Origin of the sequence: Enterococcus sp. DIV0421 (assembly GCF_051713745.1) — a bacterium.
GTDB lineage: Bacteria > Bacillota > Bacilli > Lactobacillales > Enterococcaceae > Enterococcus_D > Enterococcus_D casseliflavus.
Genome location: NZ_JBIOQM010000001.1, coordinates 707,641 through 719,557, shown reverse-complemented (window position 1 = coordinate 719,557; position 11,917 = coordinate 707,641). Strand labels below are relative to the sequence as shown.

The 11,917-nt window shown below is 43.0% G+C and carries 8 protein-coding genes and 1 pseudogene; 7 read left to right on the top strand and 2 right to left on the bottom strand.

The features are described from left to right. Window positions 1-309 precede the first annotated feature (309 nt). The 3 genes and pseudogenes from IGI96_RS03405 to IGI96_RS03395 all read left to right on the top strand — a co-directional run bounded on the left by IGI96_RS03405 (window position 310) and on the right by IGI96_RS03395 (window position 4,553). A pseudogene (locus IGI96_RS03405) lies at window positions 310-2,068 on the top strand (1-deoxy-D-xylulose-5-phosphate synthase). A 290-nt stretch (window positions 2,069-2,358) separates the two neighbouring features. Beyond that, on the top strand, window positions 2,359-3,537 hold the full coding sequence (locus tag IGI96_RS03400) for an MFS transporter (protein WP_034858974.1): 1,179 nt from the start codon (window positions 2,359-2,361) through the stop codon (window positions 3,535-3,537). Between the two features lie 128 nt (window positions 3,538-3,665). Then, window positions 3,666-4,553, top strand: coding sequence for a MurR/RpiR family transcriptional regulator (locus IGI96_RS03395; RefSeq protein ID WP_074933326.1), 888 nt, complete (start codon window positions 3,666-3,668; stop codon window positions 4,551-4,553). A 35-nt stretch (window positions 4,554-4,588) separates the two neighbouring features. Here the strand turns inward: IGI96_RS03395 and IGI96_RS03390 are convergent, their stop codons facing one another. Next, window positions 4,589-5,410: an MBL fold metallo-hydrolase gene (locus tag IGI96_RS03390; protein ID WP_086337944.1), complete on the bottom strand. Its 822-nt coding sequence runs from the start codon at window positions 5,408-5,410 to the stop codon at window positions 4,589-4,591. Window positions 5,411-5,879: 469 nt separating this feature from the next. On the opposite strand from IGI96_RS03390, the gene IGI96_RS03385 reads away from it, so the two are divergent. Both IGI96_RS03385 and IGI96_RS03380 read left to right on the top strand, forming a co-directional pair. Beyond that, window positions 5,880-7,736 carry a beta-glucoside-specific PTS transporter subunit IIABC gene (locus IGI96_RS03385; RefSeq protein WP_086337945.1) on the top strand — a complete coding sequence of 619 codons (1,857 nt, stop codon included), beginning with the start codon at window positions 5,880-5,882 and terminating at the stop codon, window positions 7,734-7,736. An 11-nt stretch (window positions 7,737-7,747) separates the two neighbouring features. Then, the gene (locus IGI96_RS03380) at window positions 7,748-9,172 is read left to right on the top strand and encodes a 6-phospho-beta-glucosidase (RefSeq protein WP_086337946.1); all 1,425 of its coding nucleotides are present in this window, start codon (window positions 7,748-7,750) and stop codon (window positions 9,170-9,172) included. Window positions 9,173-9,296: 124 nt separating this feature from the next. Here IGI96_RS03380 and IGI96_RS03375 read toward each other — a convergent pair whose 3' ends face one another. Further along, window positions 9,297-10,181, bottom strand: coding sequence for an AraC family transcriptional regulator (locus IGI96_RS03375; protein WP_086337947.1), 885 nt, complete (start codon window positions 10,179-10,181; stop codon window positions 9,297-9,299). Between the two features lie 132 nt (window positions 10,182-10,313). Between IGI96_RS03375 and bglB the strand changes: the two genes are divergently transcribed. Both bglB and rhaM read left to right on the top strand, forming a co-directional pair. Beyond that, entirely contained in the window at window positions 10,314-11,420 is a 1,107-nt protein-coding gene (bglB, locus tag IGI96_RS03370; RefSeq protein WP_086337948.1) for a beta-galactosidase BglB, read from the top strand. Between the two features lie 39 nt (window positions 11,421-11,459). Beyond that, the gene (rhaM, locus tag IGI96_RS03365) at window positions 11,460-11,771 is read left to right on the top strand and encodes an L-rhamnose mutarotase (RefSeq protein WP_060791390.1); all 312 of its coding nucleotides are present in this window, start codon (window positions 11,460-11,462) and stop codon (window positions 11,769-11,771) included. Window positions 11,772-11,917 lie beyond the last annotated feature (146 nt).

The following is an 11,917-nucleotide window of genomic DNA, read 5'->3' as shown; positions in this document are numbered from 1 at the left end:
CAATAATTAGGAAAAATCAACCTCGTTTTGTTCAAAATGTTTCAAAAACCACTTGACCTAAAGTCAACTCTAGGTGGTATCTTTTTAGATAGAAGAAATGAGCAGCGATGGTTAGAACTAAGAAAAATCACGATATCCCTTTAGGATAACTTGCTATTTCTTGGTTTGACAGGAATTTAAAAAAGAGCGTCCAGCTCCGATTGCCGCTTTTTTTCATTTTAGAGAACGATCCACTCATTTCGACTTCGTGTCTTTTTCCTTGTGAGTAAACACACGAACCATTCAAACATTTCTACAGGAGGTACGTACATGTTATTAGAAAAAATCAAAAGCCCCAAAGAGTTAAAAGAATTGACCAGCGGGCAACTTCAAGAACTGGTAGTAGAAGCACGAACTGCTTTATTGGAAAAAATCAGTCACCATGGAGGGCACAATGGCCCTAATCTGGGGATGGTTGAGATGACGATCGCGTTGCATAAAGTCTTTGATTCCCCCACCGATAAGCTGATTTTTGATGTGTCTCATCAGACCTATATCCATAAAATGCTGACAGGACGCGCCCATGCCTTTCTTGATGCTACGCAGTATGATGCGGTTTCTGGTTACACGAATCCGAAAGAAAGCGAGCACGATCTCTTTACAGTCGGTCATACCTCCACCTCAGTTTCGTTGGCAAATGGTGTGGCGAAAGCCCGTGACCTAAAAAATGAAACGTATAACGTCGTTGCCGTCATTGGCGATGGTTCTCTATCAGGTGGCTTAGCGTTTGAAGGCTTGAACAATATTGTGGAATTAGGCACCAATACCATCGTGATCCTCAACGACAATGACCAATCAATCGCGGAAAACCATGGGGGGGATGTACCAGAATTTGCGGGTATTGCGGGAAACCAAGGGGCAAGCAGAAGACAATCTGTTCAAAGCGATTGGTTTTGAGTACCACTATTTAGATGAAGGAAATGACCTCGCTGCCTTGATCGCTTTATTTGAAAAAGTGAAAGACATTGATCATCCTGTTTTATTACACATTCATACGATCAAAGGCAAAGGCTTCAAGTTTGCGGAAGAAAATCGTGAAAAGTTTCATGCAGGCGGTCCCTTTCATTTAGAAACCGGCGAATATATTTCTGCTGGGGGCAATCAAGTAACCTACAACAGCTTAACGACGGATTATTTATTAGAAAAAATGGCGACAGATCCTAAAGTCGTGGCTGTAAATGCTGGTACACCGATGCTGCTTTTTTCTCCAGAACAACGAGAAAAAGCAGGTAAACAATTTGTAGATGTGGGTATTGCAGAAGAACATGCGGTATCGATGGTTGCTGGGTTAGCAAAAAATGGAGCGAAACCTGTCTGGGCCGTTTTTTCTACCTTTATGCAACGTAGTTTTGATCAAATTTCCCATGATTTGGCCTTAAATCATCTGCCTGGAACGATTCTGGTATACGGTGCATCGATTCATGGAATGAATGACGAGAGCCATTTGGGAATTTTTGATATTCCATTTTTGGCACATATTCCCAACCTTGTTTATCTTGCGCCAACCTCTAAAGAAGAATATCTAGCAATGTTGGATTGGTCGCTGGAACAAACCAACGCTCCAGTTGCGATCCGAGTACCGGTTGGACCTGTCAACGAAACGGTACGAGCAGCCTCTACTGACTACAGCGATCAAAAAAATGAGGTGACTCAAGCTGGCACGCAGGTAGCCATCGTCGGTGTCGGAAACTTTTATGCGCTAGCAGAAGAGATCGCTGAACAATTGGAAATGCAACATGGAATTACCCCAACGGTGATCAATCCTAAGTTTATTTCAGGAGTCGACAACGAATTGCTGGATGCTGTGGCACGAGCGCATAAACTCGTTGTCACGTTGGAAGACGGTATACGAGAGGGCGGCTATGGACAAATGATTGCCAGCTATCTTGGTGATCGTGAGATCGCCGTCAAAAACTATGGCTTAGAAAAGAAATTTTATGATAACTACCGAGCAGCGGACGTTTTATCCGAACTTGGTATCACTGCTGAGGCAATTACGAAAGATGTCATAGAACAGCTGCAGAAATAAGTTCTCTTAGGGTGTCTTGTGTGGCTGATAGGATTGTTAAAAAATGAATGATCGAAGAAAACCTTGCAGAAAAACAGACTGCAAGGTTTTTTCGCAGACTATCGGTGACGATCTGCAGCAAATGCAGAAGACCAATGCTTTTCAAGCATAAAGCCTCAGCGTAGGAAGCATTGGTCAAATGCTGGCGATCCAGCAAATAATAAAGAGGTAGGAAAAGATTGCTTTGGTGTCTTATCCGGTTGAGCTCAGAGAAAATAAAAAAGTATTTTGAAAAAAGAAAAGGGGTAACTATGAAATTTTTTTCAATGAAGTTGTTGGCACTGTTGTCGGTGGCAATGGTCGTCTATTCGGCACCGGCGATTTCTGCCAATGTTCCCGCAATTGCGGCAAGCTTTCCAGAAGTAGATGCGGTCTACGTCGGGTTACTGACCACGATTCCGTCATTGTTTCTTTTGCTGGGGATTTTTACTACCAGCATGATCGAAAAAAGGATCGGTAAAAAATACACGATGGTCACCGGCTTGGTCATTGTGGCGATTTTTGGCACGCTGCCGGCATGGTATCAGGGGAGCTTTCCCGTCTTGTTTCTTTCGCGCGCGATTCTTGGCTTTGGGATCGGCTTATTCAATCGTTTGGCGATTCAAATGATTAGTTTGTTGTTTCAAAATGAGCCGCAAAAGAAAGCCAAGGCTCTTGGGTTAGAAAGTGCCGTCGGTGGTTTAGGCGGTATCTTTATGACTTTGCTGGTAGGGCAGCTAGTGAAGATCAGTTGGGAGATCTCTTTCTTCGTTTATGGCTTTGCCTTGATCAGTCTCTTTTTTGTTCAGGTGTTTATTCCCAACGAAACAAAAGCGAACACTGATGCGGCTCTGATAGCGAACGTGACGGTTTCAAAAGAACGGAAACAAAAGTCATTTGTTTTGGGGGTGCTCTTGTTTCTAATCGTTGTCTTGTTTATCAACTACAATCTGCAGATCACCCCGTTGTTGTTGGAAAAAGGAATCGGTGATGCGACCGATGGCAGTAACATGATCGCCGCCATTGCGACGGGGGCATTTATCGCAGGCAATGCCTTTGGCTTGATATATAGCCGCCTACATCGCTGGTTGCTACCCATTGCGGCATTGCTTGCAGGAAGCAGCATCTATTTGACGTATCCCTTGCAGACGGTGGGGCTGCTCTTGGGTTGTTCTCTACTACTAGGCTTTGCCTTTCGCAACATCATGCCTTTTTTCACCCACTTGCTGACGACTGGTGGTGAAGCGGAAGCTAAGTTTGGCACGATCGTCTCGATCGTTGCTTACAATTTAGGAGTCACGTTAGCACCTTATGCATCACGCTTGCTGATACTAGTCAGTGGCAATGAAACAGCAGGGATGCAGATGATCCTATCAGGGGGCTTGTTGTGCTTGATTGGTGTTCTAGCTTTTTTGGGAAATAAATACTTTCTGTATTTTGAACGAGGATAGGCGAAAGCTAGCTTAATCCTCGTTTTTCCATCTTCATTTCATCCTTCTCATCGCTTATAATAAAAAGAAACAATGATGAGTTGAGCGTACTAGACAAACTGCAGGCGTCAATCAGAGGGGAGAACCAGATGTATCTTTTTCAAAAAATTGAAGAAGCAGCGTTTAAACAAAATGATGCGAGACGAACGATCGGTGACTTTTTATTAAGCAATCGAGAAAAAGTTAGTGAGTATAGCATGGAAGAAATCGCAAAACTGACCCATACTTCCAAGCCGACGCTGGTCCGTTTTGCAAAATATTTTGGCTTTTCTGGTTGGAAAGAATTTGTATATGCCTTCATGCACGAATTGGCTCATTTTGATGATGGGTCAGCAGCAATCGATGTGAACATTCCTTTTGATGAAGCTGCAGACACATTAGAAATCATTGAAAACTTGGCGAACTTGCGTATGCAAACGATTAAAGAAACAGCGGCACTTATGACCGTAAAAGACCTGAATCAAGCTGCGAGGCTCATCAATGGCGCTCAAACCATCGTCATCTATGGGCGTAGTCCAAATTCTTATTTCGGACAGCTGTTTAAACGCAACTTAAACACGATCCATAAAAAAGCCTTTCTTGCAGATGCGGATGAATCTGGCTTGATTTCTAATACGCTGACCCCACAGGATTGTGCCATTCTGATCTCTTATTCTGGTAATAATTCAGAAACGTATCCTATGAAAAATGTGAAAACATTGTTGAAAAATGGTGTGCCGATTATCAGTATTACGAGTGGTGGAGAGAACTATTTGCGGGACTATTCGACGATCGTCTTGACGATTGCTAGCCGAGAAAAACTGTATTCCAAAATCGGAAATTTTTCCACAGAAGAATCGATTCAGTTCCTTTTGACAGTTTTGTTTGCTAAGATTTTTTCCCTCGATTATCAGGAAAATATCCAAATGAAAATCACCAATGCTCGTTTTTTAGAGACGAGCCGAAAAACGACGTTTAAAGAGATGGCAGAAGAATAAAAGGACCGCACCGAATATGGTGTGGTCCTTTTTCCCTATTGTACATTGTTAGGAGTGGTTGATTTCAATTCGATAGGCTCACCGGCAGCGACAAGACGAATCCGCTTTGGATTGACGATCCGATCGTACAAAGCTTCAGGATCCCCATTAAAGGCATCGATATGCGGAGCATCCACTGTTCCCCAATGGGAGAGGATCAATTCAGCATGCGGATAGGTGTTTGCCAGCTTGACGGCATTCTCAAAGCCGATGTGCCACGCGTTGTCGTTAAAGTCAAACAAGATCGCATCTGGCTGAGGCATCTCTAATTGCTCTGGTAAAAGACGAGAATCTCCAGGAATCCACAAGGAGCCATCAGGTGTATCGATCCAAAAGCCACAATAGTCCTCAATTTGGAAGACACGATCAAATTTTGTCGTTTCATTTTGCCAAAGGTGATACGCCTTTGTTAAAGAAATCGTCAAATTCTTCACGGTGAATGAATCATAGATATCGTGGCCTTGGGCAGCAACATGAAAGTGCTCTTGTATAAGTTCGGCGACATACTTGGGTCCATGAAAGCTGTCGGTAACAGAAACTAATTTGTCAATTGTCGGAATGCTGTAATGATCGTTATCCGAATGGGTGATCAATACCGCATCTAAGTGAGGAACTGCCGACGGTTTGATTGGCAGATCGATCAGTAACGGCAGGTCAAATCCTTCTAAGACCGGATCGACCATGATACAAGTACCCCGGCTGTTTAAAAGAATGCCGGAATTTCCTAACCATCGAATGATCGTTTGATCCGTTTTTTGAAAAGCTTTTTCGTTAAAGACAATCGTTTTTGGAGGAATTGCTTGTTGTGCGTTTGTCATTTTTTTTCGTTCCCTTCGCCTGTTTTTTTATTCCAACGCAGCATCGCCGTTCGTAACAGGCTATGCTGAATCGTTGTTCCATTATGAGGTGCTTCAACGGTTTGGGGGAAAGAAGCTGCAGTTCCAGTAATTTTAAGAGAGTATTATGCCGCCATTTTTTACATGATTATTCTATGGCGTGCGCCCATCGATTGTTTTTGATTGCCACAATTCAAAAGTGTCGCATTCATAGAGTAAATTATACCATTGTTTCTCCTGGCTTCGTCAAGGCAGTGCGGGGTCTTTTCGTGGAATAAATTTCGAAAAAAGAGCGGTATTTAATGAAAAGGTGAAATCCATTTCGACTTTAGGAAAATGTGTTGGAACCGCTCTCTAAAAATGGTACATTGCTGGCAGAAAGAACAGTATGTTTTACCGGTGAGCACATACAACATAGATTTTCTTTGAAATTTATCTAGGGGTGGAATGTATGAGTGAAAATTATCAATCATTAGCAAAAAAAATCGTCCAGTATCTGGGGGGACAAGAAAATATCACGGATGCCTATCATTGTCAAACACGATTACGCTTTAAAGTCAAAGATGAAAAGTGTATAGATCAAGGAGAACTAGAGGCACTCGATGGGGTTGCCAAATACATCAATAACGCAGGGGTACATCAAGTCGTGATTGGAACACATGTCAAAGATGTCTATGAAGAAGTCACAAAATTGGTTTCGCTTCAATCATCAGGGACGTCAGAGCCTGGGGAGAAAAAAGGGCCGGCAGCTGCAGTGATCGATTTTGTGGCAGGAACGTTTCAACCAATTATTCCGGCATTGTCCGGTGCTGGAATGGTTAAGGCAGTTTTGGCTTTGTTGATCGTCTTTGATGTGATCACCGCTGATTCGCAAACCTATTACATGCTGAATCTTTTTGCAGATGGTGTTTTCTTCTTCTTACCAATGATCCTGGCCTTCACTGTGGCACAAAAATTGCGATGCAATCCGATTTTAGCGGCTTCAGTGGCTGCTATGATGATGCATCCTAATTGGGGTGCCTTGGTCACAGCAGGCGAACCCGTTCACTTTTTTGGGGTTATTCCTTTTACATTAGCAAACTATACGGGATCAGTTATTCCGATCCTGATCGTGATTTTTTTCCAATCGTATGTCGAAAAGTTTTTGAACAAAGTGATTCCAAAATCAGTAGAACTGGTTTTTGTTCCAATGCTAACATTCTTGATAATGGGTACATTAGCCTTCTCGCTATTTGGACCGATCGGTAGTATCTTGGGTGGCTATTTGGCAACTTTCTTTACCTTCTTAAGTGTCCATGCTAGCTGGGTTCCAGCGGTTTTGATTGGGGGCTTTTTACCAATCATGGTGATGTTTGGTTTGCACAATGGGATTGCTCCTTTAGGGGTGATGCAAATGGCAGAACTTGGGTATGACAGTATTTTTGGTCCAGGGGCATTAGTCTCAAACATAGCTCAAGCAACCGCAGTAGCAATTGTCGCATTGCGTACGAAAGAGAAAAAGACTAAGCAGCTGGCGGTATCAGGGGCGATTACTGCCTACATGGGGATTACTGAACCCGCTTTATATGGAATCAATTTGCCAAAAAAATATCCGTTAGTTGCGGCAATGATCGGTGGGGCTTCTGGTGGTTTGTATGCTGGCTTGACCAATACGCATCGCTTTGCGACCGGTTCGTCTGGTCTCCCAGCAGTCTTACTATATATCGGTGATGATACGATGCGCTATTTTTGGAATATCATTATCGCATTGGTGATTGCAGCTGTGGTGAGTGCGGTCGTTACCTATGTCTTAAGTTTCAAATATGAAACAAAAGTGACAATTGATGTTCCAGATATGAAAGCAGTAGTCTTAGAAGATACCCTATTGATCAATCCTGTACCAGGAACCGTGATGCCACTGAATCAAGTCAAAGATGACGCATTTGCTTCTGAAGCACTCGGAAAAGGATTTGCGGTCGATGAACCCATCGGTGAAGTCATTGCGCCTTTTGATGGAAAAGTCGCTGCTGTTTTTCCTACCAAACACGCGATTGGATTGGTTTCAGACACGGGAATTGAATTGTTGATCCATGTCGGTTTAGACACAGTGGAACTAAATGGTCAGTATTTTGATGCGTTAGTAGAAGCAGAGCAAAAAGTTACAAAAGGACAGCGACTGCTGACGTTCGATGTACAGCAGATAAAAGCTGCAGGATATGTCACACAAGTACCGATCATCGTTACCAATACACCACAATATACCGCAGTCGAACTTGTGAAGGAAGGATTGGTAGCTAAAGAAGAGGAAGTACTTGTAGTCAAAGTTTAGGAGGAAATAACATGGGATTATCAGATGATTTTTTATGGGGTGGTGCAACGGCTGCCAATCAAGCAGAAGGAGGCGTATTAGCAGGAGGACGTGGCTTATCAAATGTCGACCTCTTACCAACTGGTCCTGATCGCGCAAAGGTCGCTACGGGTGAACTGGAAATGTTGGAATGGCAGGAAGATTCTTTTTATCCAGCCCAAACGGCCATTGATATGTACCACCATTATATGGAAGATATTGCCCTTTTTGCCGAAATGGGGTTTAACGTGTATCGGATGTCACTTTCTTGGTCACGGATTTTTCCGAATGGCAATGACGAAGCGCCCAACGAAGAAGGACTGCTTTTTTATGAGAAAATCTTCAAAGAATTGAGAAAACATCAAATCGAGCCATTAGTCACGATTGCCCACTTCGATGTTCCGCTGCATTTGATCAAGGAATTTGGTGGCTGGAAAAATCGCCGACTCATTGATTTCTATGTGACTTATGCGGAAACCGTCTTCCAACGCTATCGCGGGTTGGTCAAATATTGGCTGACGATCAATGAAATCAATATTTTGCTGCATCAGCCCTTTGTAGGTGGCGGGATCGTCTTTAAAGAAGGGGACAATCGTCAAGAAATCAAATACCAAGCAGCGCATCATCAGTTAGTCGCCAGTGCCTTAGCAACCCAAAAGGCTCATGAAATCGATCCGACCAATCAAGTTGGTTGTATGCTGGCTGGTGGCAGTCATTATCCTTATACTTGCCGACCTGAAGATTACCAAGAAGCAATCAATCGTGATCGCGAAGGCTATTTCTTTATCGATGTGCAAGCCCGAGGCAAATACCCCAATTATGCCTTGAAAAAATTTGAGCGAGAATGCTTAACAATCAAAATAACACCTGAGGACGAGGCGATTTTAGCGGCTTCTCCTGTTGATTTTGTCAGTTTTTCTTATTACTGTTCTCGAACGGTCAGTGCCCACCCAGAAGACTATACGCAAGCGACAGGGAATCTCTTTCCATCAATTAAAAATGAACATCTATCATCGACTGAGTGGGGGTGGCAGATTGATCCGTTAGGACTGAGAAATTCATTGAATCAATTGTATGATCGCTATCAAAAACCGTTGTTTATAGTAGAAAATGGGTTAGGGGCGATCGATACCCCTGATGAGAATGGGTTTGTCGCAGACGATTATCGGATCGACTATTTAAAAAAACATATTCAAGCCTTCAAAGATGCGGTGACGATCGACGGCGTGGAACTACTTGGTTATACTACTTGGGGTTGTATTGATCTTGTAGCAGCCAGCACCGGTCAAATGAGTAAACGCTACGGCTTTATCTATGTGGATCGAGACGATCAAGGCAACGGCACCTTGAAACGAACCAAGAAAAAATCCTTTGAGTGGTATAAAAAAGTGATCGCTTCAAATGGGGAAGTTTTATAATATACAAAAAGAATGACACGAGAAAATGTGTCATTCTTTTTGTATTGTGTCGTGCAACATCAGGACAGGGAAGCAGGAACTCTTTTTTTACACGAGCCAATGGTGGACGCTTTGCAACGGCTTGCTATTTTTTCCCTGCAAAATGCGTAAAACGAACAAACTGATTTTGGGCTTCTTCTTGTAAAAATTCTTTTGGTGTCAGTTGAAATTCTTGTTTGAAGCAGCGTAAAAAATGGGTATAGGAGTTGAAGCCGCAAGCTTCGAAGGTGGCGGTGGCGCTTCTGGTTTTACGTAAAATTTCTTTGCTCTTTAAGAGTCGTTTCTTGACGACATAGGCATGAAAGGCGACGCCAGTTTCTTTTTTGAAGGTCCTTGAAAGCGAGTATGGGCTCATGAAAAGGGCTTTGGCGACGGTCTCTAAGGAGAGATCAGCGGTCAAATGCTGATTGATATAGGTAATGGCAGCCAAAATGTCTTTATTTTTATAGAGTGAGTCGGATAAAAACAGCGGTTCTTTTTCCTGATAGGCAATCGTATTGATGGAAATCAAAAACGCGATCAAATGATTTTGATAAAGTAAGTCGGTGCCATAATTGCTATCCGTTTTTTTGCGCAAAGGTCGCAATAGCTGGTCTAGTTGGTCGGCATCGATCGATAAAATACGACTGTTGATGCCGCCGTTGCTACGAAAACAGGCAGTGAGATCTGTTTGGGTAGTGGAGAGGGCAGCGAGATAACTAGGATTGATATACAGGTAGGTTCGCTCGAAAAAATCAGAAGTTTGATGGACGATTCGATGCAAGACATTCGGAGGAATCAAGATGATCGTACCAGGTTCTAAAGGGAATTCTCCGCCATCGATAAAGAAGATCGCTGATCCTTTTAAGGTACAGTGAATCTCATAAAAACTATGGTAATGATAAAGGGTATTGCTTTCTTCTACGATGTCTTTGATATGAAAGGTCTCAAAGCGATCGTTGATCATCGTGTCCGCACTTTGCTTCTCCATGATTGGCTCCTTTCATGCTCGTTTGATTTTATCATACAAGAATAGATAGTAAAGTGTCAATAACTGCTATTTTTGTGTAAATGTAAGCGTGTTACGATCAATCTATCAAAGAGAAATGAGAGGATGAACCCAATGGTGATTTTAGAACAGTTATTTGTGGAAAAACGTGTCGTGGAAGAAAAAATTGATCGCATGATCGAAAATTTAACGACGATCAAGGATGATAATGGTGAATTTCTATTAGACTTTGACGGCTTGATCGTTGATGATAAAAGCTGGGGGATTTGGAACTGGCCGCAAGGGGTGGGACTATATGGCATTTATAAAAACTACCAAATCACCAAAAATCTTAAAGCGCTCCAAGTTGTGGAAGAATGGTTTGAGCAGCGGATGTTAGAAGGCGCGCCGCCTAAAAATGTCAACACGATGGCGCCGCTTTTGGCAATGGCGTATCTTTATGAAGACACCAAAGATTCTCGTTACTTGCCTTACCTTGAACAATGGGCGGAATGGGTCATGCATGATATGCCGCGAACCGACGAAAATGGTCTGCAGCATGCGACCTATGGACCAGAAAATCGCAACCAGCTTTGGGACGATACCTTGATGATGACTGCTTTGCCTTTGGCGAAAATTGGCATGTTGCTGAATCGTCCGGCTTATATCGAAGAAGCAAAACAACAATTTATGATCCATATCAAATACTTAGTGGATAAAAAAACTGGGCTTTGGTTCCACGGCTGGACCTTTGAAGAACGCCACAATTATGCACAAGCGCTTTGGGCAAGAGGCAACTGCTGGATCACCATTGCGATTCCTGAGATCATTGAAATTCTCGACTTGCAAGAAGGAGATGCGTTACGGGGCTTCTTGATCAATACCCTCTTAGACCAACTAACTGCCTTGCAAGAAATGCAAGATGAAAGTGGCCTGTGGCACACCTTGTTAGACGATCCTAGTTCGTATGTGGAGGCTTCCGCGACGGCTGGTTTTGCCTATGGGATTTTAAAAGCCGTTCATAAGCGTTACATTGACAAAGCTTGGGAAGATGTTGCCTATAAAGCGTTAGCCGGTTTGATCGAACAAGTCGCAGAAGATGGAGAAGTCCAAAATGTTTCCATCGGTACTGGAATGGGAGAAGACTTGGCGTACTACAAAAACATTGCGATTACGGCGATGCCTTACGGGCAATCACTGACAGTCTTAGCATTTACTGAACTATTGGTTTCATTTTGTTAAGTTAAACACCTTAGGCAATGAAGAGAGGAGCAGACAAAGATGATCAAAAAAGCGATTCGGATGAAGCTACATCCTGGATATGAAGCAGAATATGAAAAACGGCATCGCGAACTATGGCCAGAACTAAAAGAGCAGCTCATAGCACACGGGGCGAAAAGCTACCAGATTTTCTTAGATCCAGAAACCCTTGCGTTGTTTGGCTACCTTGAGATTGAAGATGAAACCCGCTGGCAGCAGTTAGCGGCAACCGAGATCAACCAAAAATGGTGGCATTACATGGCAGAACTCATGGAAACAAATCCTGATGATTCGCCAGTGACACAGGAGTTAAAGGAAGTCTTTACGCTGTAAGCTAGACAAAACGCTCATTCCTTAAAACGAACACGGTCGCATCAGTTGTTTGACATCAATCACTCGTTAGTCAAAGAGGTAGCTCGCTCACATTCGTGAGCGGACTACCTCTTTTGTTGAAATAGCAAAACAATGCTTTCGTTATA

Excerpts from the sequence above, each read along its gene's own strand:
- IGI96_RS03400 (WP_034858974.1), top strand. The coding sequence starts at position 2,359 with ATGAAATTTTTTTCAATGAAGTTGTTGGCACTGTTGTCGGTGGCAATG.
- IGI96_RS03395 (WP_074933326.1), top strand. The coding sequence starts at position 3,666 with ATGTATCTTTTTCAAAAAATTGAAGAAGCAGCGTTTAAACAAAATGAT.
- IGI96_RS03390 (WP_086337944.1), bottom strand. The coding sequence starts at position 5,410 with ATGACAAACGCACAACAAGCAATTCCTCCAAAAACGATTGTCTTTAAC.
- IGI96_RS03385 (WP_086337945.1), top strand. The coding sequence starts at position 5,880 with ATGAGTGAAAATTATCAATCATTAGCAAAAAAAATCGTCCAGTATCTG.
- IGI96_RS03380 (WP_086337946.1), top strand. The coding sequence starts at position 7,748 with ATGGGATTATCAGATGATTTTTTATGGGGTGGTGCAACGGCTGCCAAT.
- IGI96_RS03375 (WP_086337947.1), bottom strand. The coding sequence starts at position 10,181 with ATGGAGAAGCAAAGTGCGGACACGATGATCAACGATCGCTTTGAGACC.
- bglB (WP_086337948.1), top strand. The coding sequence starts at position 10,314 with ATGGTGATTTTAGAACAGTTATTTGTGGAAAAACGTGTCGTGGAAGAA.
- rhaM (WP_060791390.1), top strand. The coding sequence starts at position 11,460 with ATGATCAAAAAAGCGATTCGGATGAAGCTACATCCTGGATATGAAGCA.